Below are 25,126 nucleotides of genomic sequence, written 5' to 3'. Positions count from 1 at the left end.
CGTGGCGGCCGCGCCCAACAGGGGCGCGCAGGCCAGCTCGCGCCCGCTCGCGACGTCGGTCACGCGCGCCTCATGGCAGCGCCAGCCGGCATAGGGCACGGGCTCGTCGCGCACCGCGCCGATCCGCGCCAGGCGGTCGTGCAGCAGCGCGAAGCCGCGCGCCGCGCTGTCCGTGCCCTGCAGCCGCCCGCCGGTGTCGCAGATGGCGGCGAAGTCGGCGCCGAGCTCCGTGTTGGCGGCGATCGCGCCGAGAAACGCCGCGAGGTCGTGCGCCATCCCGCTAAGCGCGCTCGCGCGTCACTGTGCCGAGATGCCGCGCGAGCGCGCGATCTGCCCGTAGCGCGCGATGTCCTGGCGGATGCGCTCGCCGAAGGGTCCGGGGCCATCGCTGCGCGGGATCACCGCCAGCGCCTCGAGCCGCGGGCCCATCTCCGGCGCGCCGAGCACGACCGGCATGGCGGCCGCGATCTTCTGGATGACCGGCTCCGGCGTGCCGCGCGGCGCGAGCAGGCCCCACCAATGCTCCGCCACCAGGTCGATGCCCTGTTCGCGGAAGGTCAGGATGTCCGGGTGGCTGCGCATGCGCTCGGCCGACATGACGCCGAGCCCGGTGATCTGCCCCGAGCTCAGCTGCGGCGCGGCGGAGGCCACCGTCACGAACACCGTGTTGAGGTTCCCCGCCGCGAGGTCCTGGATGGCCGGCCCGCCGCCGCGATAGGGCACATGCGTGAGCTGCGTGCCGGTGGCGATCTGGAACAGCTCCCCCATCATGTGCGAGGCCGCGCCGACACCGCCCGAGCCGTAGGTGTAGTGCCCCGGCCGCGCCCGCGCGAGGGCCGCGAATTCGGCCGCGTTGCGCGCCGGCAGCGAGGGGTGGCCGAAGATCAGCAGCGGTGCCGCGCCGACCATCACGACCGGCACGAGGTCGCGCTCCACGTCATAGGGCATGCGCGACTGCAAGGCGGGGACGATGGCGTAGGGCAGGTCGGCCAGCAGCAGCGTGTAGCCATCGGCGGGCGACCGCGCGACCGCCTCGGTGCCGAGCATCGATCCCGCGCCGGAGCGGTTCTCCACGATCACGGACTGGCCGAGTGCAGCCCCCAGCCCCGGCTGGATCATCCGCGCCAGCACGTCCGACGACCCGCCTGGCGCGAAGGGCACGATCAGGCGGATCGGGCGCGTCGGCCACTCGGCCTGGGCGAAGGCGGGTGCAGCGAGCGCCGCCCCTGCCGCGCCGAGCAGCGCGCGGCGGCTCAGCCGCGCGGGCGCAGCCCGCACCAGCTGGCGATGTAGGTCGCGATGGTTCGGGTGCATGTGCGGAGATCCTCGATGGAAGTGCGTTCGTCGAAGCCGTGCGCCACTTCCCCCTTCGGCCCGTAGCAGAGGCCCGGGGTGTTGAAGTACAGCCCGTAGTAGCGCGCATCGTTCACCGCGGTGGTGCGCCGTTCGGGCATCGCGCCGCCATGCACGGAGGCATGCGCGGCAGCGAGCACGGCTTCCGCCTCGCTGCCGGGTTCGAGCACGTAGGGGTCGGTCTGGAAGCCGGTCCAGATGATCTCGGGCGGGTTGTTCGCCATGAAGGAATCGCCCGTCGCGGCCGCCTTCACGCAGGCCTCGATGCCCGCCATGGCCTGCTCGGGCGTGGTGCCGGGCACCAGGCCGATGCGGCAATCCACCTCGCACCAGGCGGGCGTGCTGGACGCCCAGTCGCCGCCGCGGATGATGCCCGGGTTGAACTTGATCGGGTCCTTGATCTGCGCATACCAGGGGTTGGAGCGCGCGGCCTCGTTCAACGTGCGGGTGTGCGCGTAGAGCGCATTGATCAGCGCATAGGCCGACATGATCGCATTGGTGCCGTCCTGCGCGACGGCCACATGCACCGGCACGCCGCGCACGCGCAGGCGGAACCAGATGGTGCCGGTCTGGGTGCGGGTGATGGCGTGTCCGGTCGGCTCCGGCACCAGCGCGGCCTCGGCGCGGTAGCCGCGCAGCAGGGCGGCGAGCGCGCCGTTGCCGGTGCTCTCCTCCTCCGTCACCGTCTGCACATAGACATCCGCGGCGGGCTCGAAGCCGGCGGCGCGGATCGCGTCCATCGCGAAGACCATGCAGGAGACGCCCGACTTCATGTCATGCGCGCCGCGGCCATACATCCAGCCGTCGCGGATCGTCGCGGAATAGGGCGGGTGGGTCCACATCTCGTGCGGGCCTTCCGGCACCACGTCGATATGGCCCTGCAGGATCAGGCTGCGCCCGGTCGGGTTCGACGGGCGGTGGGACGCGACCACCTGGATGGACCCGGCGGGATCGACGCCGACCATCGGCGCCATCTTCGGATGGTCGGGCACGTCGGCGATCGAGAAGCGGTCCACCGCATAGCCACGCTGCGCCATCTGCCGCGCGAACCAGTCCTGCAGCGGCGCCTCGCGCCCGCGCAGGGAGGGGAAGCGCACCAGGTCCTGCAGGAAGGCGACCTGGCTGTCGAAGCCGGCATCGATGGCGGAGAAGATTCGGGCGCGGGCCTCGTCGTCGAACATGCGTCGAATGATCCTTGCAGGGCGGCCCGCCCCCGTGGCGGGTCAGTTCGGCGGGCGCGCATGCACCGCCGAGGTATGGTTGACCGGCGACGGATCATAGACAACCCGGTCCCTGCGCCCGGCCCAGGTGTTGCGCAGGAAGATCACCGGGATCACGCCCTTGTCCTCCTGCAGCGCCTGCGCGGCCTGGTGCGTCAGCACCTGCCGCCGCTCCGGATCCATGGTCGTGAGGGCCTGGCGCAGCGGCTCGTCGATCGCCGGGTTGGAATAGCGCTGCCGGTTGAAGGGTCCGAAGCCGATGTCGGGGTTGCGCGTGGCCACCACCTGGCGCAGCGGGCTGATGGTCAGGTAGCTGCTGAAATAGGTCATGAACAGCGAGAACTCGCGATTGGTCGCCCGCGTGAACAGGTTGGCCGGCGGCAGCGCCTGCACGCTGGTCTCGATGCCCACGCGGGTGAATTGCTGTGCCAGCGCCTGCAGCAGGTTCTGGTCCGAGGGGAAGAAGCCGTTGGGCCCATGCACGGTCAGGCGGAAGCCGTCCGGATAGCCGGCCTCGGCCAGCAGGGCGCGGGCGCGCGCGATGTCGTGCGGCAGCGGCCCGGGCGTGGGCAGGCGGTGTTCCGCGACGGGGGCCGCGAACTGGTCGGCCGGTGTCGCCTGGCCCTGGTAGAGCCGTGTCGCGATCGCCTCGCGGTTTATGGCGAGCGAAAGGGCCTCGCGCACGCGCCGGTCGGCCAGCGGGTTGCGCGGCAGCGGGTTGCCCGCGCGGTCGGCGACGAAGGGCGAGGTGTCGCGCATCGCATCGGGGGCGAGGTAGACGAAGGTCACGCTGTCCACCTCGAACAGCGCGAAGCGCGGGTCGCGGCGGAAATTCTCCACGTCCTGCACCGGCACGTAGTCGATCAGGTCGACCTCGCCCGCCAGCAGCGCGGCGGAGCGCGAGGCGGCCTGCGGGATGAAGCGGATCGTCACCCGGTCCCAGGGCTCGGGCGGGCCCCAGTAGGTCGGGTTGCGCACGATCTCCATGCGTTCGTTCTGCGCGAAGGAGACCAGGCGATACGGCCCGGTTCCGATCGCGAGCCGGCCCGAGGTGAAGTCGCTCGTCGCCGGGTTCTGCCCATGGATGCGCCGCGACAGGATGAAGGGGGCGGCCATGTCGAAGCGCATCAGCGGATTGGGCTCATGCGTGCGGATGCGGATGGTGGTGGGGCTGACGATCTCGATCGCGCTGATGGTGCGCACCGCGGGCGTGTAGAGCGCCGGGCTGTTCGGCACGGTCGGGATGCGCGCGAAGGTGTAGCCGATATCATCGGCTTCGAAGGGCGTACCGTCGTGGAAGCGCACGCCCTGGCGCAGCGTCACCTCCCAGGTCAGGTCGTCGATCGCGCGCATGGCGGTGGCAAGCCGCGGCTGCGGCACCGCCTGGTTGTCGAGCTCGAACAACCGCTCGAAGATCTGCATCAGCATCATCGAGTTGTTGGTGGTGTTGTGGAAGTGCGGGTCGAGCGCGGAGGGCGGCGTCTGCACGCCCATGGTCAGGCTGCGCTGCGCCGTGGCAGGCGCGGCCAGCGCGCAGGTGGCGACCAGCGCCGCGGCGATCCGCTTCAACATGCAGCATGCTCCCGTGCGGGCCGGTCGTGGCGCCGGCCGTCGGGCGGGAGCCTCCGCCGCGGGCGCGGCGGAGGTCAAGAAAATCAGTTCACCGGATGCGACAGCATCGCGTTGGTGTACCAGCGCGGGTCGGGCTCGTAGCGCACGCGCCCGCGCTGCGTCGCCCAGGTCAGGCGCAGGAAGTGGATCGGGATCACGCCGAGCTCCTCGGTCGCGATCCGCAGCGCCTCCGCCGTGATGGCATCGCGCCGCGGCGTGTCCATCGTGACCATCGCCTGCGCCACCAGCGCATCCATCCGCGGCGAGGACCAGTGCTGCCGGTTGAACGGCCCCGTGCCCGTCGCCTGGTCGCGCGTCATCACCACCTGGCGGAGCATGTTGGCACCGTAGTTCGCGGTGAAGGTCGTCATGAACATCGAGAATTCGCGGTTCGTCGCGCGCGAGAACAGGTTGGCCGGCGGCAGCACCTCGACCCGCGTCTCGATGCCGATGCGCGTCCAGCCCTGGGCGATCGCCTGCATCACGTCGGAATCGCCGGGGAACCAGCCATTCGGGCCATGGATGGTGATGCGGAAGCCGTCCGGATAGCCGGCCTCGGCCAGCAGGCGCCGCGCGCGGTCGGGGTCGAAGGGCAGCGGCGGTAGGCCCGGCGCGCGGCCCTGTAGCGCAGGGGCGGCGAACTGGTCGGCCGGCACGCCCTGGCCGTTGAGCAGCCGGTCCACCACGCCCTGGCGGTTGATGCCGAGCGAGAGCGCCTGGCGCACGCGGACGTCGCCGAGCGGATTGCGATCGAGCGGGCGGCCCTGCTTGTCGGTGACGAAGGGCGTGGTCTCCCGCATCGCGTCGGGCATGATGTAGGAGGTGGTGTTGGCGGCGACGCCGAACACCGCGATGCGTGGCTCGCGTTCGAGCCGCGGCACGTCCTGCGACGGCACGGAATCGATCACGTCCACATCGCCCGAAAGAAGTGCCGCCGACCGCGCCCCGGCATTCGAGATGACGCGCGTCACCACGCGGTCCCAGGGCTGCGCCGGCCCCCAGTAGCCAGGGTTGCGCGTGATCTCGAGCCGCTCGCCGATCGCGTAGGAGACGAAGCGGTAGGGCCCCGTGCCCACCATCGCCCGCCCGCCGTTGAAGTCGCCCAGCGTCGCGTTGGCGTGGATGCTGCGCGAGAGGATGAACACCGCCGCGATGTCGTGCTCGAGGAAGGGATGCGGCTCGCGCGTGTGGAAGCGGATGGTGCGCGGATCGACCACCTCGACGCGGCTGATGAGGCGCACGGCCGGGGTGAAGGGCCCGGGGCTGTTCGGCACGGTGGGCACCCGGGCGTAGGAGAAGGCCACGTCCTCGGCCGTGAAGGGCGTGCCGTCGTGGAAGCGCACGCCCTCCCGCAGGCGGAACTCCCAGGTGCGGTCATCGACGGCGCGCCAGGATTCCGCGAGGCGCGGCACGAAGCCCCCGCTGGAATCGAGGTCGATCAGCAGGTCGAAGAGCTGGCGCAGCTGCGCGTTGTTCATGTTCGAGGAATGGTAGTGCGGGTCCATCCCCGTGGGCGCCGACGACGCCCCCACGTTCAGCGTGCGCTGCGCTGCGGCAGGTGCTGCGGCCAGCGCCAGCAACGCGGCCGCACCCAGCACGGCGTGACGGAATCCCGGCATGGAAGCCCCCTCTCTTGTCGTTGCGGGCAGCCTCCGACGCGCCGGCTTGGCGCGTCAAGCGCGCGCTATTCGACCGGGCGGCGGAAGAAGATCATCGGCACCAGGATCGAGAGGGCCAGCCCCGCGCCGAAGATGTGCAGCGCATAGGGCAGCCAGGCGGCGACGCGGAAGTTCTCGAGGAAGATGATGAACACCACGGTGCTGCCGAGGATGCTCATGCTGACCAGGCGGCCTTTCACGCTGACTTCGGTCTGGGGCTTGGCCATGGCGGGGGTCTCTCCTTGCCTGCCCAGGTTCGGCCCGCCAGGGGCTTCGGGTCAAGCAGTCCTGACGCCACGGCCGACAGGCGGCCATGACAGATCGTGGGGCTTGCAATCACTAAACCATTCGGTTATCTGTTATCGCAGCGCAAGGGAGCCGGCCGTGACCTCCATCTCCACCTGCCTCTGGTTCGCGACCGAAGCCGAGGAGGCCGCACGCTTCTACGCCGCCACCATTCCCGGCGGACGCATGGGAGAGGTGCTGCGCACCCCGCCCGGCGGCCCCGGCCCCGAAGGCAGCGTGCTGCTCGCGCTGTTCGAGATCGGCGGCCAGCCCTTCATGGCGCTCAACGGCAACCCCGGCGATGCCTTCACCAATGCCATCTCGCTCGTGGCCACCTGCGCCGACCAGGCGGAACTCGACCGCGTGTGGGACGCGCTGCTGGTGGGTGGTTCGCCGATCGCCTGCGGCTGGCTGAAGGACCGCCACGGCGTGGCCTGGCAGGTCGTGCCCGACGGGCTGATGGACCTGCTGGCAGGCGCCGACGCGGCCGGCCGCAGCCGCTTCATGGCGGCGATGCAGTCCATGGTGAAGCTCGACATCGCGGCGCTGCGCGCGGCGGTCGCCGCCGCCTGACCTCGGAAAAGGAGACCCACCCATGGCCTATGTCGATGGCTTCGTGCTCGCCGTGCCCGAGGCGAAGAAGGACGCCTACCGACGCCACGCGGAGGAGACGGCGCCCCTGCTCAAGGAGCACGGCGCGCTCTCCGTGGTGCAATGCTGGGGCGACGACGTCCCGGAGGGCAAGCTCACCTCCTTCCCGATGGCGGTGAAGCGCGAAGCGGACGAGACGATCGTCCTGTGCTGGACGACCTGGCCGTCGAAGCAGGCGCGTGACGACGCCTGGAAGCGGATCACGGCCGATCCGCGCGCGAAGACGGACCCCGCCGACCTGCCCTTCGATGGCAGGCGCATGATCTTCGGCGGTTTCACCATCCTGACCGAAGCCTGAGGGAGGACCCGGCCATGGCCATCACACCCTACCTGTTCTTCGAGGGCCGCGCGGAGGAGGCGATCGCGCTCTACACCGCCGCGCTCGGCGCCGAGGTGACGATGCGCATGCGCTTCCGCGATGCCCCGGACCCGCCGCCGCCCGGCATGCTGCCGCCAGGCAGCGAGGACCGCCTCATGCATGCCGAGCTGCGCATCGGCGCGGCCACGCTGATGCTCTCCGATGGACACTGCGCCGGCGCGGCGCACTTCGCCGGCTTCGGCGTCTCGCTGCCCGCCGCGGATGCGGCCGAGGCGCGGCGCTTCTTCGACGCGCTGGCTGTGGGCGGGCAGGTGCGCATGCCGCTCGGCCCGACCTTCTGGAGCCCGGCCTTCGGCATGGTGCAGGACCGCCTCGGCGTCCTCTGGATGATCGGCGTCGCGCAGGACAGCGCGCAATGAAAGAAGCGCAGGAACGCACGCAATGACGACGGCGCAGGAGAACGCGTGATGGAGACTCTCTTCGACCCCGGGCTCGACCTGGCGCTCGAGCGAATGATCGAGGCGCCGCCCCGCGCGCTCTGGGCCTGCTGGACGCGGCCCGATCTGATGGAGCAGTGGTTCTGCCCGGTCCCCTGGAAGATGACCGACATCGATCTCGACCTGCGCCCCGGCGGGCATTTCCGCGGCGTGATCCGCGGCCCGGGCGGCGAGGCGATGCCCAATGTCGGCTGCTACCTGGACGTGCTCCCGGAGCGCCGGCTGGTCTGGACCGATGCGCTGGCGGGCGGCTACCGGCCGAAGCCCGAGCCCTTCATGACCGGCATCATCACCTTCGAGCCGGCCCCCGGCGGCACGCTGTACCGTGCGATGGTGCTGCACGCGGATGCCGAGGCGCGCGCGAAGCACGAGGCGATGGGCTTCCACGACGGCTGGGGCAAGGCGACGGACCAGCTCGCCGCGCTGGCGCGCAGGCTCTAGTCGCGCGGCAGCGACGCGATGGCGGCTTCGTATTCACCCGTGTCGAAGCCGACGACCAGCCGGTCGCCCAGTGCCAGCACCGGGCGGCGGATCATCGAGGGCTGCGCCAGCATGAGCTCGATCGCGCGGGCCTCGGTCAGGTCCTGCTTCTGCGCCTCCGGCAGCTTGCGGAAGGTGGTGCCGGCACGGTTCAGCAGCCGCTCCCAGCCGAACTTCCGCGCCCAGGCCTCGAGCGTGGCGCGGTCGATGCCCGCCACCTTGTAGTCGTGGAAGGCGTGCGCCAAGCCATGCGCATCGAGCCAGGCGCGCGCCTTCTTCATCGTGTCGCAGTTCCTGATGCCGTGGATGGTGATGGTCACGCCCGCCTCCGCTGCCCCGTTCGGCGCCACCCTACGCGGCGCTGCCGCCACCGATCCAGATGACGCGAAAGGACACGCCGATGGCCGACCTGGTCCACACCATCTGCTCCAGCCTCGATGGCTATGCCGCGAAGCCGGGCGGCGTCTTCTCCCCGCCACCCTGGTCGGACGAGGTCGAGGCCGCCTGGTCGGGCGCGGCACTCGCGCGCGCCGGGCACCTGCTCTACGGGCGCGTCAACTTCATCTTCAACCGGGATTTCTGGAGCGCGGCCGAAACCGACCCGACCAGCATCGCCGCCGGCATCTCCTACGCGCCGAGGATGAACGCCCTGCCCAAGACGGTGGTGACGCGCACCCTCACCGGCGATCCTGGCTGGAACGGGCGCATCGCCGGGCCCGACCTTGCGGCCGAGGTGGCGCGGCTGAAGCGCGAGACGACCGGCGACGTCTTCGCCTTCGGCAGCGCGACGCTCGCGCAGGCGCTGTGGTCGCTCGACCTGGTGGACGAGTTCTGGATGATGGTGACACCCGAGATCTTCGGCGACGGCGCGCCGGTCTTCCGCCCCGGCCGGCCCGCGGCGCGGATGCGGCTGATCGAATGCCGCAGGCTCGATGTCGGCTCCGTCATGCTGCGCTACCGTCGCGCGCCGGGGGGCTGAGCCATGGCGCCGACCCTGCATGCGCATCCCTTCTCCACCTACTGCCAGAAGGTGCTGGTGGCGCTGGAGGAGAACGCGACGCCCTTCACCTTCCATCAGGTCGATCTCGGCGATGCCTCCGCCGCCGAGGCGCTCGGCGCGCTGTGGCCGTTCCGCCGCTTCCCGGTGCTGGTGGATGGCGCGCTGGTCCTGCCGGAAGCGAGCATCATCATCGAATACCTCGACCTGCGTCATCCCGGCCCGGTGCGCTTCATTCCGGCGGACCCGGACGCGGCGCTCGAGGTGCGGCTGATCGACCGCGTGATCGACAACGACCTGATGAACCCGACGCAGAAGGTGGTGTTCGACGCGCTGCGCCCGGCGCATGCGCGCGACGCCATGGGCGTGGCGCAGGCGCGCGACCGGCTGCGCACCACATACGGGTGGCTGGACAGCCGCCTCGCCGGCCGCGCCTGGGCCGCGGGCGAGGCGTTCACCCTGGCCGATTGCGGCGCGGCGCCGGCCCTGCTCTATGCCGACTGGGTAGAGCCGATCCCGGCCGAGCACGCGGTGCTGCGCGCCTATCGCGCACGGCTGCTGGCGCGCCCATCCTATGCGCGCGTGCTGGATGCGGCGCGGCCCTACCGGCACCTCTTTCCGCTGGGCGATCCGGGGCGGGATTGATCCCGCCGCGGGTCACGCCACCAGCGGCGCCGCGATCGCGCCCAGCACCGCCATCGCGTCCCGCGGCGCGAGCCGCACCTGCAGCCCGCGCTGGCCGCCATTGATGAAGACCAGCTCGTGCGCCAGCGCGGCCTGCTCGATCACGGTGCGCACCTGGCGCATCTGGCCGAAGGGGCTGATGCCGCCGACCTTGTAGCCGGTGGCGCGCTCGGCCTCGGCCGGCTTCATCATCTGCGCCGCCTTGCCGCCCAGCGCCGCCGCCAGCCGCTTCATCGAGACCTCGCGGTCCGAGGGCACGATCACGCAGGCCGGCTTGCCATCGACCAGCGCCATCAGCGTCTTGAGAACGCGCGCGGGGTCCTCGCCCAGCGCCTGCGCCGCCTGCAACCCGATGCTCTCGGCGTCCGGGTCATAGTCATAGGCGTGGATGGTGAAGGCGATGCCCGCCTTCACGAGCGCCACGGTGGCGCGCGTCGCCTTCGCCACGGTCAGCCCGCGCGGTGCCGGAAGCAGCCCGGCGCGTGGTCGTCGACGATGCCGACCGCCTGCATCCAGGCGTGCACGATGGTGGGACCGACGAACTTGAAGCCGCGTCGCTTCAGGTCCTTCGAGACGCGGTCCGACAGCGGCGTGCTCGCCGCCACGCCGTCCCCGCGCACCGGCTGGCCACCGGTGAAGGACCAGCAGTAGTCGGCGAAATCCTCGCCCGCGGCCTGCATGGCGTTGAAGATGCGCGCACCGGCGATGGTCGCCTCGATCTTGGCGCGGGATCGCACGATGCCCGGGTCGGCCAGCAGGCGGGGGATGTCAGCCTCGGTGAAGGCGGCGACGCGCACGGGGTCGAAGCCGGCGAAGGCGGCGCGGAAGGCCTCCCGCTTGCGCAGGATGACCAGCCAGGACAGTCCGGCCTGGAAGCCCTCCAGCATCAGGGTCTCCCACAGCATGCGCGGGTCGCGCACCGGGATGCCCCATTCGGTGTCGTGGTAGTGCGCGAGCAGCGGGTCGGTGGCGGCCCAGGGGCAGCGCGGGCGTGGCGCGGTCATGCGCGCGCGGACCGCGCCACATCAAGGGTTCGCATCAGCGACGTGATGACGCGGGGCTCGGTGGCCTTGACGCGCGCGGCGGCGGCGTCCGCCATTTCGCGGGGGAAGACCTCGCCCCGGCGCAGGCGCGCGGCGGCCTCGGTCTCGGTCAACTGGCAAAACTCCATCGCGCTTCCCTCCGGCGGACGCGTGCCGGTCGCAGGCCGCCAGGATGGGCGCCTGCCGGGAGCGACGCAACCGAGGCAACCCGCAGGGCGAGGCGCCCCCCGGGCGCCTCACGCCGCCGCGCTCACCCGCGGATGAAGGCGAGAAGGTCGGCGTTCACCAGGTCGGGATGGGTGGTGCAGACGCCATGCGGCAGGCCCTCATAGACCTTCAGCGTCCCCTTCGGCAGCAGTCTGGCGGAGAGCGGCGCGGAATCCGCGAAGGGCACGATCTGGTCGTCGTCGCCATGCAGCACCAGCACGGGGATGTCGATGCGCTTCAGGTCCCCGGTGAAGTCGGTTTCCGAAAAGGCCTTGATGCAGTCGTGCTGGGGCTTGATGCCGCCCATCATCCCCTGCCGCCACCAATTGTCGATGACGCCCTGGGAGACCTGCGCGCCGGGCCGGTTGTAGCCGTAGAACGGGCCCGTCGGGACATCGATGTAGAATTGCGCGCGGTTCGCCGCGACCGCGGCGCGGAAGCCGTCGAAGACCTCGATCGGGATGCCGCCGGGGTTCGCCTCGGACTTCACCATGATGGGCGGCACGGCGCCGATCAGCACCGCCTTCGCCGCCCGCGCCGTGCCGTGGCGCCCGAGGTAGCGCGCCACTTCGCCCCCACCGGTCGAATGGCCGACATGCACGGCGCGGCGCAGGTCCAGCGCCTCCGCCAGCGCCGCGACGTCGTCGGCATAGGTGTCCATCTCGTTGCCATGCGCCGTCTGGGTGGAGCGGCCATGGCCGCGGCGATCATGGGCGATGACGCGGAACCCCTGGTGCAGGAAGAACAGCATCTGCGCGTCCCAGTCGTCGGCGCTGAGCGGCCAGCCGTGGTGGAAGACAATCGGCTGCGCGTCCCTGTCACCCCAGTCCTTGTAGTAGATCGACGTGCCGTCCTTGGTGGTGATGGCGGGCATGGTGCGGTCTCGCTGCTGCGGGGGAACGGGATGGCGGGCCGAGGTCAGGGCAAGGCGTCGTCCTCGAGGAAGCGCAGGACCTCGTCGCCGAAGGCCTCGGGATACTGGAACATGAAGGCGTGGCCGGAATCGGGGTAGATCACCAGGCGCGCATTCGGGATCGCCTGCGCCAGCGCATAGGACTGGAAGGTCGGGATCATCACGTCCTCGTTGCCGTTGGCGACGAGCACGGGCTGCGTGATGGCGCCGACCCGGCGCAGCAGCGATGTCTCCGGCGTGCCCACGTCGCTGCCGGCCGAGAGCATCGCCTTCCACGTCGCCTCGCTGACCAGCGCCGCGAAGGCATCCGCGCGTTCGCGCAGGCGCGCGAGATGGGCACGCCCGGCCGCCTGGCTGGTCGGCGTGTCCTTGAAGAAGAGATACAGGAAATCCTCGTCGGTATTGACCGGCCGGGTCGCGACCTCGATCGCCTTCGCCTGCAGGTTGGCGCCTTCCACGTATCCCGCGCCGCTGCCCACGATCACCAGGCGGCGCACGAGATCCGGCCGGCGCAGCGTCATTTCCTGCGCCACCAGCCCACCAAAGGAGAAGCCGAGCAGGTCCACCCGGTCATGGCCGAGTGCGGCGATGAAGGTCGCGGCGCTGTCCGCCCATCCCGTCAGCCGCGGCGAGGCCTCGCCCCCAGATCGCGCCACGCAGGCATTGTCGAAGATGAGGACATGCCGCCGTGCGGCGATCCGGTCGAGGAAGGCCGGGTCCCAATCATCCATGGTGCCGCGGAAGCGGTTGACCATCACGAGCGGCACCCCGCCCTCGACGCCCAGCGAGCGATAGGCGTAGCGCACGCCGCCAGCCTCGGCGAAGCGGGTCGGGGCGGAGGCGGCGTGCCATCGTGGCGCGCCGGGCTGCCGGCCGGCGGTCTGGCCGCCAGCCATCGCGCCGCCGGGGGTGTTCGCCTGCATTGCCACGACGGCCCCCTCCGTTCATGTCGCCATCACGCGGAACGGGCTATCCCGTTCGCGGGAGTCCGAACGGCAGAACCGGTGTCGGATGGCGATGGCGTAATGATTATCGCTATAATGATTAATGTCAAGCAGGATCGAGGATGAAAGTCAGCCGGGACAGGTCGGATGCGAACAGGCGGGCGCTGGTGGAGGCCGCGCGCCGCCTGTTCCGGCAGCACGGCTTCGCCGGCGTGACAGTGGGCGAGATCGCGCAGGCGGCAGGGCTGACCCATGGCGCCTTCTACAGCCACTTCGCGACCAAGCGGGACATCGAGGCGGAAGCGATCGCCTCGATGATCGCGAAGGCGGCCGAGGACTGGCGCGCCGTGGTCGCCGCGAACCCCGAGGCACCCCTGCCGGCGATCATCGCGGGTTACCTCGCCTTCGACCACACGAGCGAGGGCGACGTGGGCTGCGCCTTCGCGGCGCTGGGTTCGGAGTTGGCGCGCGCCAGCGACGATGTGCGCGCGGCGGCCGCGAAGGCCCTGCCGCTGCAGCTGGACCTGCTGGCGAGCCTTTTCCCGCACGACGCGCCGGAGGTCCGGCGGAGCCGCGCCATGGCGGTCTATGCCGGCCTGGTCGGCGCCGCGACCATGGCCAAGGCGCTCGACGACACGGAGCTGGTCCAGGAGCTGGTCGCGGCGACGACGAGGCGGCTTCTGGGCGGCTAGCGCAATATCCGTCCTATCGGACGGATTTCTTGCGCTGGAACTTATTGATTCTACAGCACGAAATCCGACCACGCTGATTCAGCGTGATCGGATAGTGCTGTAGAGCAGATCCCGATCAGGTGGAATCATCTGATCGGGTGAAGATGCTCGTCAAAACAACAGGCCAGAGGCGTTGTAGCGAGCCGAGGCGAGCGGAAACGGCTCTAAGCCCGGCCGTTCGATCGCCGGCCCTCAGGTGGCCGCATCACTCCCACTCGATCGTTCCCGGCGGCTTGCTCGTGATGTCGTAGGTCACGCGGTTGATCCCGCGCACCTCGTTCACGATCCGGTTCGCGACGCGGCCGAGGAAGCCCATGTCGAAGGGGTAGAACTCCGCCGTCATGCCATCGGTGCTGGTCACCGCGCGCAGCGCGCAGGCCTGGTCGTAGGTGCGCCCATCGCCCATCACGCCCACCGTGCGCACCGGCAGCAGCACCGCGAAGGCCTGCCAGATCGCGTCGTAGAGCCCGGCGGCGCGGATCTCCTCGAGGTAGATTGAGTCCACCTTGCGCAGCAGGTCCGCCTTCTCGCGCGTGACCTCGCCCGGGATGCGGATGGCCAGCCCCGGCCCCGGGAAGGGGTGGCGGCCGACGATCTCCTCCGGGATGCCGAGCTCGCGGCCCAGCGCGCGCACCTCGTCCTTGAAGAGGTCGCGCAGGGGTTCCACCAGGCGCATGCGCATGCCCTCGGGCAGGCCGCCGACATTGTGGTGCGACTTGATCGTGACCGACGGGCCGCCGGTGGCGGAGACGCTCTCGATCACGTCCGGGTACAGCGTGCCCTGTGCGAGGAAATCCGCGCCGCCGAGCTTGTTCTGCTCCTCCTCGAACACCTCGATGAACAGCCGCCCGATGGTCTTGCGCTTCACCTCGGGGTCGGTGACGCCGCTCAGCTGGCCGAGGAACAGGTCGCTCGCGTCGCGATGGATCAGCCTGATGTTGAAGCGGTCGCGGAAGGTGCTGACCACCTGCGCCGATTCATTCGCCCGCATCAGCCCGTGGTCCACGTAGATGCAGGTCAGCTGGTCGCCGATCGCCTCGTGGATCAGCACGGCCGCCACGGATGAATCGACACCTCCCGACAGCCCGCAGACCACGCGTCCGCTGCCCACCTGCGCGCGGATGCGCGCCACCGCCTCGGCGCGGAAGCCGGCCATGGTCCAGTCGCCGGTGCAGCCGCACACGCCATGGGTGAAGTTGCGCAGAAGCGCGGCGCCATGCGGCGTGTGCACCACCTCCGGATGGAACATGGTGCCGTAGAAGCGGCGCGCATCGTCGGCGATCACCGAGAAGGGCGCGCCCTCGCTGCTCGCCACGGAGCGGAAGCCTGGCGGCAGCGCGGTGATGCGGTCGCCATGCGACATCCACACCTGCTCGCGCGCGCCTGGCGCCCAAACACCCTGGGTGATGGCGCATTCGCCGGTCACGTCCACGAAGGCGCGGCCGAATTCGCGGTGGTCCGATCCCTCGACCACGCCGCCGAGCTGCGCGGCCATGGTCTGCTGCCCGTAGCAGATGCCCATGACCGGCACGCCCAGGCTGAAGACGTGGTCGGGTGCGCGGGGGCTGGCGCCCTCGTTCACGGAGGCCGGTCCGCCGGAGAGGATGATTCCCTTCGGCGCGAAGGCGCGGATGCGGGCCTCGGGCGCGTTGCTGAAGGGCCAGACCTCGCAGTAGACGCCCGATTCGCGAAGGCGGCGCGCGATCAGCTGCGTCACCTGGCTGCCGAAATCGAGGATCAGGACGTGGTCGTGGCGGGGGGGGGAATCAGCGGTCGGGTGGGCCATGGCGGCGTGAAGCACACCGGGGCGCCGGCGGCAAGACGCAGGGCGCCCTACCCCTCCCGCGCCGGCGCCGTCGCCGCCAGCAGCGCCTCGATCGGGTCCCACACGAAGGCCGATTGTTCGACCGCCTGCCCGCCCACGCGGATGCCCTCGCGCGCTGCCTCCCGCCCACCCAGGTGGCTGTAGAACCAGCGGCTGGGGTTGTCGCGCAGCACCCACAGCATGGCCGAACGGCAGCCCACGACGCGCAGATGCGCCCCCATGGCGCGCATCAGCCGCCGCCCTGCGCCGCGCTCGCGCCAGTCCTCCAGCAGGTACAGGGTCTCGACCTCGCCCTCGGCGATGCCGGGCCGGCGGGCCCGCCCGCCGGAGGCGAAGCCCACCACGCCCGAACCCGCAACCGGCCCGCTCGAGGGCGCCTCCGCCCCGCCGGCCACGGCCACGAACACCGCATGCCCCTCGCGCCGGTCGAGGATGGCGCGCTGGTAGAACCCCGCGAGGCGCGCCGGCGACAGGGCCGCGAGATACGCCTCGGGCAGGATCCCCGCATAGCTCGACCGCCAGACCTGCGCGTGGATCTCCCCGATCGCCGGGGCATCGGCAGGCCGCGCGCGGCGGATGCTGATCACGCGGCACGCTCCAGCACGGCGCAGAAGAAGCCATCCGTGCCCTGAGCCCCTGGCGAGAGCGACAGGTACGGCCCCGCGCAGGGTGCCGTGACACCCGGCAGCAGCGCCGTCCAGAGCCCATCGAGCGGCACCGGCGCGAAGCGTTCGCCGCCCCGCGCCAGGAAGCGTTCCATCTGCCCTTCGTTCTCCTCTGGCAGGAGGGAACAGGTAGCGTAGATCAAGCGGCCGCCCGGGCGCACCAATTCTGCAGCCTTGACGAGAATATCATGCTGCACCGCAAGCAGCTCCGCGAGGTCCTCGGGCTGCGTGCGCAGGCGGGCATCGGGGTTGCGCCGCCAGGTGCCGGTGCCAGTGCAGGGCGCATCCACCAGCACGCGGTCGAAACTGCCCGCCCGGCGCTTCGCCCAGCGGTCGCCCGGTGCCAGCAGGTGCCGCTCCGCATTGTCCACCCCCGCGCGCCGCAGCCGCTTCGCCGCCCCCTCCAGCCGCGCGGCGGAAGTGTCGCAGGCGGTGATCTTTCCCCGGTTGCCCATGGTGGCCGCCATGGCCAGGGTCTTGCCCGCCGCACCGGCGCAGTAGTCGGCCACGCGCATCCCGGGGCGCGCATCGGCCAGCAGCGCGATCAGCTGGCTGCCCTCGTCCTGCACCTCGACCAGGCCCTCGCGATACGCCGCGCTGCCGGTGATCGGCCGGCGCGCCGGCAGGCGCAGGCCCCAGGGGGAGAAGCGCGTGGGCGTGCAGGCGATGCCCTCCGCCGCCAGCATCGCCGCCGCGCGGGCGCGATCCCCCTTCAGCAGGTTGGCGCGCAGGTCGACCGGGGCATCGCCCTCCAGCGCCGCGGCCTCGGCCGGCAGCGCATCGCCAAAGCGCGCGCGGAAGGACGGCAGGACCCAGTCCGGCAGGTTCAGCCGCGGGCCCTCCGGCATGGCGGGATCGACCAGCGCCCGCCCGGCGAGTGCGGCCGCCGCGCGCCGTTCCGCGGCATCGAGCGCCGGCGGCCCGTAATGCGAGCCATCGAAGGCCGCCTCCACCGCCTGGCGGGCGCGGCCGTGGTCGTCCCCCTGCCCGCCCAGGAGCATCTGCGCCAGCAGCAGCAGCCGCGGCGTTGGCTCCATGCCGATCCGCGCCAGGTGCCAGTCGAGCCTAATCCGCTGCCGCACCACGCCCCAGGCGTACTCCGACACCGCGCGCCGGTCGCCGCCGCCGATGAAGCGCCGCTCGCGGAAGAAATCCGCCGCCACCGCATCCGCTGGGCGGCGCCGCGCCCCGGGCGCGAAGCACTGCGCCTCCAGCGCGCCGAGCAGCGCGATCGCCGCCGCCACCCGTGCCGAGGGCGTCACGCGATCAGGTCTTGCAGGCCGGAGAGATCCCTCAGCACCGGCAGCTCGGCCGCCGCCAGCCCGTATTCGTCGGGCGCCTCGGCCCGCTTCACCCGCACCACGCGCATGTTGAAGGCATGCGCCGCCTGCGCGTCCCAGGCATTGGCCGATACGAAGACGAGGCGGTCCGGCGGGCAGCCATATTGCCGCGTCGCCAGGCGATAGACCCGCGGGTCGGGCTTGAAGACCCCTACCTCCTCGACCGAGAGCACCTCATCGATCAGCGGCGCGAGGCCGGCATGGGCCAGGGCGTCGGCCAGCATGCCCGGGGTGCCGTTGGACAGGATGGCGGTGCCGATGCCCTGCTCGCGCACCGTGCGCAGCATGGCGGGCACCTCGGGATAGGGCGGCAGGACGCGATAGGCCTGCATCAGGTCGCGCGCCAGGGCGGCATCACGGATGCCATGCCGCGCGAGGACGAAGTCGAGCGCATCGCGGGTGCACAGCCAGAAATCCTCGTGATGGGCCGCGCCGGTCAGGCTGCGCACCCAGGTGTATTCGAGCTGCTTCGCCCGCCATTCGGCCGAGAGCAGCGGCCAGCGCTCACCGAGCCGCTCCGCATGCGCGGCCATGGCGGCATCGATGTCGAGCAGCGTTCCATAGGCGTCGAAGATGACCGCTTCCGGCGCGGACATGGCGGGCTTCCCTGGCTTGGCCAGCCAGGATGACCCGGATGCCCGCGTCGCGCCAAGATGTCGTGAACGCCTATCCCTCGGCGCGGTAGTTCGGCGCCTCGCGCGTCACCGCCACGTCGTGCACGTGGCTCTCGCGCAGTCCCGCCCCGGTGATGCGGCGAAAGCGCGCATTGGCCTGCAGGTCGGGGATGGTGGCGCAGCCGGTATAACCCATGGCGGCGCGCAGCCCGCCCACCATCTGGTGCAGCACCGCGCCCACCGGGCCCTTGTAGCCGACGCGCCCTTCCACGCCTTCCGGCACCAGCTTCAGGCTGTCCTGCACCTCGGCCTGGAAGTAGCGGTCGGCGGACCCACGCGCCATGGCGCCCAGCGAGCCCATGCCGCGATACGACTTGTAGGATCGGCCCTGGTAGAGGAAGACCTCGCCCGGTGCCTCGTCCGTGCCGGCGAAGACGCTGCCCATCATGGCGCAATCCGCCCCGGCGGCGAGCGCCTTGGCGAGATCCCCCGACGAGCGGATGCCACCATCGGCGATGGTCGGCACGCCCTTCTCCCGCGCCGCCGCGGCGGATTCCATCACGGCGGTGAGCTGCGGCACGCCGACGCCGGCGACGATGCGCGTGGTGCAGATCGACCCCGGGCCGATCCCGATCTTGACCGCATCCGCCCCGGCCGCGATGAGCGCCAGCGCGCCCTCCGGCGTGGCGACATTCCCCGCCACGACCTGCACGGAATTGGACAGGCGCTTGATGCGCTCGACCGCCTCCATCACGCCGTGGGAATGGCCGTGCGCGGTGTCCACCACCACGACATCGACCTCGGCGGCCACCAGCAGCTCGGCCCGGCGCATGCCGTCCTCGCCCACCCCGGTCGCGGCGGCGACGCGCAGCCGTCCCATGCCGTCCTTCACGGCATTGGGGTTGGCGTGCGCCTTGTCCATGTCCTTGACCGTGACCAGGCCGACGCAGCGGAAGGCATCGTCCACCACCAGCAGCTTCTCGATCCGGTGCTTGTGCAGCAGCGTGCGGGCCTGCTCGGGCGTGACCTCGGGGCCGGCGGTGACCAGGTTCTCCCGCGTCATGAGCTCATAGACCCGCAGGTTCGGGTCGGTGGCGAAGCGCACGTCGCGGTTGGTGATGATGCCGACCAGCCGGCCCGAGCCGCGCTCGACCACCGGGATGCCGCTGATGCGGTGGCGGTCCTGCAGGGCGCGCACCTCGGCCAGCGTCTGGTCCGGGTGGACGGTGAGCGGGTTCACCACCATGCCCGATTCGAACTTCTTGACCTGGCGGACCTGCGCGGCCTGGTCCTCGGGGGACAGGTTCTTGTGGATCACACCGAGCCCGCCCGACTGCGCCATGGCGATCGCCATGTTCGCCTCGGTCACGGTGTCCATCGCCGCCGAGATCAGCGGGATGTTCAGCGTGATCTCCCGCGTGACGCGCGTGCGCGTGTCGGTCTGGGAGGGCAGGACGGTGGAATAGGCCGGCACCAGCAGCACGTCGTCGAAGGCGTAGGCCTCCTCGATCATGCGGGGGGCGATGCGCGACGCGGGGGGCGTGGTGTCGGGAGCCATGGGGGACCCTTTCGGGGTGCGTACCTTGGCGGCCCTCCTTAGTCGGCACCGCGCCGGCTAGCAAGCACGCACGGACCGGTGACGATGCATGAACCGGGCGCCGGCCCGGATTCCCCGGCGGCGGGGAGGTCCGGGAGCGCTGGCACAGACCCGGCCCGCCGTGCCAGGATTGGGTGCCGGGGAATGCAGGCAGGAGCTGCGAGACCATGGCAGAAGCGGTCACGACCCATTACGCCGGCAATGGCGATCTCGCGGCGGCCATCGCGCAGCGCCTTCGGCGCGCGGGCAAGGATATCGCGGCGCTCCGCACCTCCGATCTCGCGAGCGTGGACGAGTTCCATATCCGCGGCCGCGCCGCCACCCTGGAGTTGGGCCTCGCCCTGGGGTTGGACGCAGCCAGTCATGTCCTCGACGTCGGCAGTGGCCTCGGCGGCCCGGCGCGGACCATCGCCGAGGCGCATGGCTGCCGCGTCACGGGCATCGACCTGACCCAGGCCTTCTGCGACGCCGCCACGGTGCTCAGCGACTGGGTCGGCCTTGGGGATCGCGTCGCCTTCCGGCAGGGGGACGCGACAGCGCTGCCTTTCGACGACGACAGCTTCGACGCCGCCGTGACCATCCATGTCGCGATGAACATCGCCGCCAAGGACCGGATGTATGCCGAGGCCCGGCGCGTGCTGAAGCCGGGGGGGCGATTCGCGGTCTACGACGTGCTCCAGGGCGAAGGGGGCAGCGTGCACTATCCGGTGCCATGGGCGCGCGAGCCCTCCATCAGCCACCTGGCCACGCCCGCGGAAATGGAAGGGCTTCTGAAGGAGGCAGGCTTCGGCATCGAAGCCGTCAGCGATTCCACCGAGGAAAGCCAGGCCTGGTTCGAGGCCATGGCCAGCCGGATGGCCACCTCGCCGCCCGCCGTGACGTTCCAGACCTTCCTTGGCGAGGACTTCCCGCTGATGGCGCGCAACCAGGTTGCCAACCTGCGGGAACGGCGGATCAGGACGGTGACGTACATCTGCAGGGCCTAGGCGGCCCTCCGGGAACCCCATCACCGACATCGCCGTGCTGTCCTTTCGGCTTGCCGGCGGCTTCACGTGGGTCACGGCGGCGAAGTCCCGCGTCGACACCGCCAGCGTCTGCGCCTCCGCCCCCCGCCGGTCGCACGGTCGCCCCCAACCGGTCGGGGCCGGCGAAACCCGCCCCGCCAGGCCGCCACCATCGGGCGGCGGGTCAGCGCTGCCGGGGCAGTCGCACGATCAGCCGCAGTTCGGTGGTGAGCACCGCCACGGGGAACCACGGGCGCAGGTAGCAGACGGCGTTGAAGCTTCCGGCCTCGCCAGGCGCCGGCTTGACCTCGAGGCTGCCCTGGTAGAGCGGGTGGCGCGGCAGCGCCGCTTCGCGCGCGCCCGCGCGCGCCAGGTTCGCCAGCCAGCGCGCCATCCAGGGCTCGAGGTCGCCCGCCTCGGCGAAGGCGCCGATCCGGTCGCGCGCCATCGCCTTGAGGTACTGCGCGATCCGGGATGTCACCATCACATAAGGGAGGGTCGCGGCGATCGCGGCATTCGTGCTGGTCTCGGGCCGCTCGTAGACCTTCGGCCGGTGCACCGTCGTGGCGCCGACGGTGGCCGGGGCCGGATCGGAGGCCCGCTGGACCACGGGCATGAAGCCGGACCACGCCAGCGGCGCCTCCGGCTGGCCATGCGACAAGGGCTCCGCGCCCGGAAGATCGGCGCAGAAGCCGTCGCGGCGGAATGCATCGATCAGGCGTGCGGCCACCCAGAAGGGCGCCGGCACGCCCGAGACGCAGGGCGGGGCCGTCAGCCCGAGGAATCGCGACGCATCGGATCCGCGCAGAGCCGCCCAGGCCGCCTGCGCCGCGCCGGATGCCTGCGCGGCGCGGTCGCTTCGGGCGAGATCGCACAAGGACGCATCCGCGGCCGAGACGTAAGGCACGAAGGCCGCGGCGGCGATCGACGCCATCTCGCCGAGCGCTTCGATGTCGCCGGCCGCGGCCGTCCAGGCCTGGTCGCCCACGAGAAGCGCGAAGGGCTCGGCACCCCGGCACGTGAAGACGTCGTCGTCGATCCGAGCCTGCAGCCACCCCTGCGCGAGGCCCTCCGCCGGGCGCAGCGCGGTGGCGAATTCCGCATGGGACAGCGGCAGGAGGCAGATCCGCACGGCGGGGTCGTCGCCGGCGCGCATCGCCAGCAGATCGAGCCCGCGCCAGGCGGCTTCCAGGCGCCGGAAGCGCGCAGTGCCGCGGATGGTGTCGATCAGATGCCCGCTGGGCGTCACGCCGGCCGAGGCGAGCTGGCGGGCCAGTCCGGCCGTGCCGAAGTCGTCGAGGCTGCGGAAGGCCAGCGTCACGGCGCCGCCTTCGCCCCCGTCGCCGGGGTCGTGACAGATGCCGGGCTGCAGCCGCGCCATGGCCCCCGCGACCCCGTCCGCGCCGAGCGCGATGACCGGCCGCTCGGCAAGCGGGGGCAGCGGCAGCGCAGGGTCCCCGGCCAGGTCGGCGATGACCCCGACCCGGAAGGGCAGCTCCCGATCCCATGCGGCGCCTTCCGCCTCGAAGGGATAGGTCATGGCGAGGCGCGGCGGGTTCATCGGGCGGCGGTTCCGGGGCGGTCGCGGGGCGGGAGAGACTGCACCACATGGCCGGCGCGCGGGGAATCTCCTGATGGCGCGTGCGGGGGCTGCACCCGTCCGGGGCCACCGTGACCAGCGGCGGCGTCAGCGCCGCGGCCCACCGGGCGGCGAGGCTTCGGGGATGCCGCCGCCGCCGCCCGAGGCGCGCCGCGCCCGGACGCTGGACATCGGGCGCGGCATGTTATAGGATTATTTTCGCAGGCACCCCCCGCCCGCGCGCTCCTTGAACCGTGGATCCGCCCGTTGATCATCCCGGGAAGTTGGAAGGGCGGTCCCCTGTGTCGCGAAAGCCGGGCTTCCGGCGCCGGCGGCTGGCTAAAGGCCTAAAGACCTAAAGTCCCGCCCCCCGGAACCCCATCCCCACCACATACATCTCGGCGCTGTCCTTCCGGCTCGCCGGCGGCTTCACGTGCTTCACGGTCGCGAAGTCCCGCTTCAGCACCGCCAGCATCTCCGCCTCCGTGCCGCCCTGCAGCACCTTCGCCACGAAGGCCCCGCCGGGGGCCAGCACCCGCCGCGCGAAGTCCAGGGCCAGCTCCGCCAGGGCCATGATCCGCAGATGGTCCGTTGCCTGGTGCCCGGTGGTGTTGGGCGCCATGTCCGAAAGCACCAAATCCGCCCGCCCGCCCATGGCGGCGATGACGCGCTGCTCGGCCTCCTCCTCCTGGAAGTCGCCCTGCAGCACGGTCGCGCCCGCCACCGGGTCCATCGGCAGGATGTCGATCGCCACCACCTGGCCCCGCGGCCCCACCGCCTGCACCGCGACCTGAGTCCAGCCACCCGGCGCGGCGCCCAGGTCCACTACCCGCATCCCCGTCTTCAGCAGGTGCAGCCTGGCGTCCATCTCGGTCAGCTTGAACGCGGCGCGGGAGCGGAACCCCCGCTCCTTCGCCGCCTTCACATAGGGGTCGTTCAACTGCCGCGTCAGCCAGCGCTGGGAGGCCGTGGACCGCCCCTCGGCGGTCTTGAGCCGCGTGGTCATGCCCCGGCCGGTGCCGGGCGGTCGCGATGCCATGATGCCGTCCTTCAGCGCGCGCGGTTGCGCGAGGCCTGGCGCTCGGCCCGCATCATGCGCGTCAGCATGCCCTCGCGCAGGCCACGATCCGCCACGGTGAGCCGCGGCGTTGGCCAGACACGGCGGATCGCGGCATAGACCGCGCAGCCCGGCAGCACGAATTCCACCCGCTCCGGCCCCACGCAGGGATGTGCGGCGAGCCCTTCCCGCCCCAGCGCGAACAGGTCGCCGAGTGCGAGGTCCGCCGCCTGGCAGTCGAGCGTCTTGCCATCGACCAGCGGCCGCCGGTAGCGCGGCAGCGCCATCGCCACACCCGCCAGGGTCGTCACGGTGCCCGAAGTGCCCATCAGCCGCACCCCGCCGGCCCTGATTTCCTGCCCGATCCGGTGCACCTGGTCGAAGCGCGCCAGGTGCGCGGCGACCTCGTCCACCACCTCGAAGAAGCCGTGCTCGGTAAAGCAGGAGGACCCGGCGCGCTCGGCCAGCGTGACGACGCCGAGCGGCAGGGAGACATAGCCGATCAGCTCGGGGTTCCCGTCCGCGGTCACGCGGATCCAGGCGATCTCGGTCGATCCGCCGCCGATGTCGAAGAGCAGGGCGCGCCGGTCGCCGGGTTCGAGCAGCGGCGCGCAGGATTCCATCGCGAGTTCGGCCTCCTCGCGCGCCGAGATGACGCGCAGGCGCAGCCCGGTCTCGGCGGTGATCCGTGCCAGGAAGGCCGCGCCGTTCTCGGCACGGCGGCAGGCCTCGGTCGCCACGGCCTCGAGCCGCCGCACCGGCCGGCGCGCGAGCTTCTCGGCACAGGCGCGCAGCGCGGCCGCGGCGCGTTCCATGGGGATCTCGCCCAGCCGCCCGGTGGTCGCGAGGCCCTCCCCCAGCCGGACGATGCGGCTGAAGGAATCGACCACCCGGAAGCCGGTCGAGGTCGGAGCCGCCAAAAGCAGTCGGCAATTGTTGGTGCCGAGGTCGAGCGCGGCGAAGGGGGCCGGCCCCTGATCCGCGCGCGCGAAGGCACCCGTGCTTGGGGGCGGGGCTTCGGCGGTCTGGCGGGGCACGGTCTCTGTCATCATGAATCCGGATCGGTCGCTACGGCGGCCGGTCGTCGAGGAATGATCCGGAGATGTGGGGCGCCGGGCAAGCGCTTTCCACTTGGGGGCCCACCCGGACGGTGTTGCCCCACCCGGGCAGCGGTGCTACATGCGCGCCCCCGGCAGATGCCGGCACCGCTTGGGGGATAGTTTAGCGGTAGAACTCCCGGCTCTGACCCGGGCAGCCTTGGTTCGAATCCAGGTCCCCCAGCCACTCCCGCGCCGGCGTCACGCCGGGCGGAAGGTGATCGGCTTCGCCCCGTCCCACAGCACCGACCGGCCGATGACCGCCAGGCGATCAAGCCCTTCCTTGATGGTCAGCACGTGATTGCCGGCGAGCGGCCCCGCCTTCGAAGCAAAGGAGGTCGGGCCATAGGCGATCAGGATCTCGGTCTCGCTGACCCCGCCCGGATAGACGATGACGTGGCCCGGCGCCGGGTGCGAGGTCGCATTCTCGAAGCTGAGGCCGAGGTCGTAGTCGCCCATCGGGATCCAGCAGGCCTCGCCCGACCAGCGCACATGGATGATGCGGTTGCTGTAGGGGATGAAGTCGCGGAAGCGCGCGACGGTCCTGGGCGCGTCCTTGGTCTCGTAGGTCGCCTCGAAGATCTCGCCGCCGATGTCGATGATCACGTCAGCCATACGCGCTGTCCCCTGCCTGCAATGCTCCTGCTTCCGGTAGGCGAGGCTGCACCGGCGCGCAAGGTGCCCGGCCTCGCTGCAAGGCCGCGGGCGCCGGCCAGGCCGCGAAGCGCGCGCCCGATGGCGGCGATGCCGGGCCG

General features: G+C 71.4%; 29 protein-coding genes and 1 tRNA gene. 9 read left to right on the top strand and 21 right to left on the bottom strand.

The genetic code is table 11. The features are described from left to right. The 6 genes from HW578_RS08060 to HW578_RS08035 form a co-directional block, all read right to left on the bottom strand. Positions 1-276, bottom strand: a 276-nt coding sequence (locus HW578_RS08060) for a hypothetical protein (RefSeq protein ID WP_198370038.1), incomplete at its 3' end; no start/stop codon positions are given. 21 nt (positions 277-297) lie between these two features. Further along, entirely contained in the window at positions 298-1,314 is a 1,017-nt protein-coding gene (locus HW578_RS08055; RefSeq protein WP_198370037.1) for a tripartite tricarboxylate transporter substrate binding protein, read from the bottom strand. Next, on the bottom strand, positions 1,254-2,534 hold the full coding sequence (locus HW578_RS08050) for an ArgE/DapE family deacylase (RefSeq protein ID WP_198370036.1): 1,281 nt from the start codon (positions 2,532-2,534) through the stop codon (positions 1,254-1,256). Before HW578_RS08050 ends, HW578_RS08055 begins: the two co-directional genes overlap by 61 nt. A 42-nt stretch (positions 2,535-2,576) precedes the next feature. Further along, positions 2,577-4,145: an ABC transporter substrate-binding protein gene (locus HW578_RS08045; RefSeq protein WP_198370035.1), complete on the bottom strand. Its 1,569-nt coding sequence runs from the start codon at positions 4,143-4,145 to the stop codon at positions 2,577-2,579. Between the two features lie 83 nt (positions 4,146-4,228). Next, a complete protein-coding gene (locus tag HW578_RS08040; RefSeq protein ID WP_198370034.1) occupies positions 4,229-5,803 on the bottom strand; it encodes an ABC transporter substrate-binding protein in 1,575 nt (524 codons plus the stop codon). 65 nt (positions 5,804-5,868) lie between these two features. Continuing rightward, positions 5,869-6,069: a hypothetical protein gene (locus HW578_RS08035; RefSeq protein ID WP_198370033.1), complete on the bottom strand. Its 201-nt coding sequence runs from the start codon at positions 6,067-6,069 to the stop codon at positions 5,869-5,871. 157 nt (positions 6,070-6,226) lie between these two features. Between HW578_RS08035 and HW578_RS08030 the strand changes: the two genes are divergently transcribed. Genes HW578_RS08030 through HW578_RS08015 form a run of 4 tightly spaced genes read left to right on the top strand, consistent with a single transcriptional unit; the run spans position 6,227 to position 8,035 of the window. After that, positions 6,227-6,700: a VOC family protein gene (locus HW578_RS08030; protein ID WP_198370032.1), complete on the top strand. Its 474-nt coding sequence runs from the start codon at positions 6,227-6,229 to the stop codon at positions 6,698-6,700. A gap of 22 nt (positions 6,701-6,722) precedes the next feature. Continuing rightward, complete coding sequence (locus HW578_RS08025; protein WP_198370031.1) at positions 6,723-7,076, top strand: DUF1428 domain-containing protein; 354 nt, start codon at positions 6,723-6,725, stop codon at positions 7,074-7,076. A gap of 14 nt (positions 7,077-7,090) precedes the next feature. Beyond that, positions 7,091-7,516 carry a VOC family protein gene (locus tag HW578_RS08020; RefSeq protein ID WP_198370030.1) on the top strand — a complete coding sequence of 142 codons (426 nt, stop codon included), beginning with the start codon at positions 7,091-7,093 and terminating at the stop codon, positions 7,514-7,516. Positions 7,517-7,564: 48 nt separating this feature from the next. Further along, positions 7,565-8,035 carry an SRPBCC family protein gene (locus HW578_RS08015; RefSeq protein WP_198370039.1) on the top strand — a complete coding sequence of 157 codons (471 nt, stop codon included), beginning with the start codon at positions 7,565-7,567 and terminating at the stop codon, positions 8,033-8,035. On the opposite strand, the gene HW578_RS08010 is transcribed toward HW578_RS08015, so the two are convergent. Further along, entirely contained in the window at positions 8,032-8,394 is a 363-nt protein-coding gene (locus tag HW578_RS08010) for an ArsC family reductase (protein WP_198370029.1), read from the bottom strand. The two genes, HW578_RS08015 and HW578_RS08010, sit on opposite strands and share 4 nt — an antisense overlap. A gap of 80 nt (positions 8,395-8,474) precedes the next feature. Between HW578_RS08010 and HW578_RS08005 the strand changes: the two genes are divergently transcribed. Beyond that, positions 8,475-9,053, top strand: coding sequence for a dihydrofolate reductase family protein (locus tag HW578_RS08005; protein WP_198370028.1), 579 nt, complete (start codon positions 8,475-8,477; stop codon positions 9,051-9,053). 3 nt (positions 9,054-9,056) lie between these two features. Beyond that, positions 9,057-9,716, top strand: a complete 660-nt coding sequence (locus HW578_RS08000; protein ID WP_198370027.1) for a glutathione S-transferase family protein — start codon at positions 9,057-9,059, stop codon at positions 9,714-9,716. A 12-nt stretch (positions 9,717-9,728) separates the two neighbouring features. On the opposite strand, the gene ybaK is transcribed toward HW578_RS08000, so the two are convergent. From ybaK to HW578_RS07975, 5 genes are all read right to left on the bottom strand, one after another. After that, a complete protein-coding gene (ybaK, locus tag HW578_RS07995) occupies positions 9,729-10,202 on the bottom strand; it encodes a Cys-tRNA(Pro) deacylase (protein ID WP_198370026.1) in 474 nt (157 codons plus the stop codon). A gap of 2 nt (positions 10,203-10,204) precedes the next feature. Next, on the bottom strand, positions 10,205-10,759 hold the full coding sequence (locus tag HW578_RS07990) for a DNA-3-methyladenine glycosylase I (protein WP_198370025.1): 555 nt from the start codon (positions 10,757-10,759) through the stop codon (positions 10,205-10,207). Continuing rightward, positions 10,756-10,911, bottom strand: a complete 156-nt coding sequence (locus HW578_RS07985) for a hypothetical protein (RefSeq protein ID WP_198370024.1) — start codon at positions 10,909-10,911, stop codon at positions 10,756-10,758. The genes HW578_RS07990 and HW578_RS07985 overlap by 4 nt, the downstream gene beginning before the upstream one ends. Positions 10,912-11,048: 137 nt before the next feature. Continuing rightward, positions 11,049-11,879, bottom strand: a complete 831-nt coding sequence (locus tag HW578_RS07980; RefSeq protein ID WP_198370023.1) for an alpha/beta fold hydrolase — start codon at positions 11,877-11,879, stop codon at positions 11,049-11,051. A 44-nt stretch (positions 11,880-11,923) separates the two neighbouring features. Next, positions 11,924-12,841: an alpha/beta fold hydrolase gene (locus HW578_RS07975; RefSeq protein ID WP_232478778.1), complete on the bottom strand. Its 918-nt coding sequence runs from the start codon at positions 12,839-12,841 to the stop codon at positions 11,924-11,926. 143 nt (positions 12,842-12,984) lie between these two features. On the opposite strand from HW578_RS07975, the gene HW578_RS07970 reads away from it, so the two are divergent. Continuing rightward, the gene (locus HW578_RS07970) at positions 12,985-13,554 is read left to right on the top strand and encodes a TetR/AcrR family transcriptional regulator (protein WP_198370021.1); all 570 of its coding nucleotides are present in this window, start codon (positions 12,985-12,987) and stop codon (positions 13,552-13,554) included. 244 nt (positions 13,555-13,798) lie between these two features. Here HW578_RS07970 and guaA read toward each other — a convergent pair whose 3' ends face one another. From guaA to guaB, 5 genes are all read right to left on the bottom strand, one after another. Beyond that, a complete protein-coding gene (gene guaA, locus HW578_RS07965; RefSeq protein WP_198370020.1) occupies positions 13,799-15,379 on the bottom strand; it encodes a glutamine-hydrolyzing GMP synthase in 1,581 nt (526 codons plus the stop codon). A gap of 47 nt (positions 15,380-15,426) precedes the next feature. Beyond that, positions 15,427-16,005, bottom strand: a complete 579-nt coding sequence (locus HW578_RS07960; RefSeq protein WP_198370019.1) for a GNAT family N-acetyltransferase — start codon at positions 16,003-16,005, stop codon at positions 15,427-15,429. Next, positions 16,002-17,345, bottom strand: a complete 1,344-nt coding sequence (locus HW578_RS07955) for an RsmB/NOP family class I SAM-dependent RNA methyltransferase (protein WP_198370018.1) — start codon at positions 17,343-17,345, stop codon at positions 16,002-16,004. Before HW578_RS07955 ends, HW578_RS07960 begins: the two co-directional genes overlap by 4 nt. After that, positions 17,342-18,019 (bottom strand): haloacid dehalogenase type II, encoded by a 678-nt coding sequence (locus HW578_RS07950; protein WP_198370017.1) that lies wholly within the window; start codon positions 18,017-18,019, stop codon positions 17,342-17,344. Before HW578_RS07950 ends, HW578_RS07955 begins: the two co-directional genes overlap by 4 nt. A gap of 70 nt (positions 18,020-18,089) precedes the next feature. Then, positions 18,090-19,595, bottom strand: a complete 1,506-nt coding sequence (gene guaB, locus HW578_RS07945) for an IMP dehydrogenase (protein ID WP_198370016.1) — start codon at positions 19,593-19,595, stop codon at positions 18,090-18,092. Between the two features lie 206 nt (positions 19,596-19,801). Here guaB and HW578_RS07940 point away from each other — a divergent pair, with 206 nt between their 5' ends. After that, positions 19,802-20,620, top strand: coding sequence for a class I SAM-dependent methyltransferase (locus tag HW578_RS07940; RefSeq protein WP_198370015.1), 819 nt, complete (start codon positions 19,802-19,804; stop codon positions 20,618-20,620). 202 nt (positions 20,621-20,822) lie between these two features. On the opposite strand, the gene HW578_RS07935 is transcribed toward HW578_RS07940, so the two are convergent. The 3 genes from HW578_RS07935 to HW578_RS07925 all read right to left on the bottom strand — a co-directional run bounded on the left by HW578_RS07935 (position 20,823) and on the right by HW578_RS07925 (position 24,311). Further along, on the bottom strand, positions 20,823-22,199 hold the full coding sequence (locus HW578_RS07935) for a type VI secretion system contractile sheath domain-containing protein (protein WP_198370014.1): 1,377 nt from the start codon (positions 22,197-22,199) through the stop codon (positions 20,823-20,825). A gap of 373 nt (positions 22,200-22,572) precedes the next feature. After that, positions 22,573-23,256 (bottom strand): RlmE family RNA methyltransferase, encoded by a 684-nt coding sequence (locus HW578_RS07930; RefSeq protein ID WP_198370013.1) that lies wholly within the window; start codon positions 23,254-23,256, stop codon positions 22,573-22,575. A gap of 11 nt (positions 23,257-23,267) precedes the next feature. Beyond that, on the bottom strand, positions 23,268-24,311 hold the full coding sequence (locus HW578_RS07925) for a Ppx/GppA phosphatase family protein (RefSeq protein ID WP_369407850.1): 1,044 nt from the start codon (positions 24,309-24,311) through the stop codon (positions 23,268-23,270). A gap of 173 nt (positions 24,312-24,484) precedes the next feature. On the opposite strand from HW578_RS07925, the gene HW578_RS07920 reads away from it, so the two are divergent. Beyond that, a tRNA-Gln gene (locus HW578_RS07920) sits at positions 24,485-24,558 on the top strand. A 14-nt stretch (positions 24,559-24,572) separates the two neighbouring features. Here the strand turns inward: HW578_RS07920 and HW578_RS07915 are convergent. Then, positions 24,573-24,986 carry a DUF3830 family protein gene (locus HW578_RS07915; RefSeq protein ID WP_198370011.1) on the bottom strand — a complete coding sequence of 138 codons (414 nt, stop codon included), beginning with the start codon at positions 24,984-24,986 and terminating at the stop codon, positions 24,573-24,575. Between the last annotated feature and the right edge of the window lie 140 nt (positions 24,987-25,126).

It is taken from the genome of Roseomonas rosulenta (genome assembly GCF_016106005.1).
GTDB classification, from domain to species: Bacteria; Pseudomonadota; Alphaproteobacteria; order Acetobacterales; family Acetobacteraceae; genus Neoroseomonas; species Neoroseomonas rosulenta.
Note: the sequence above shows the minus strand (reverse complement) of the source record. Positions and strands in the feature narration are given on the sequence as shown.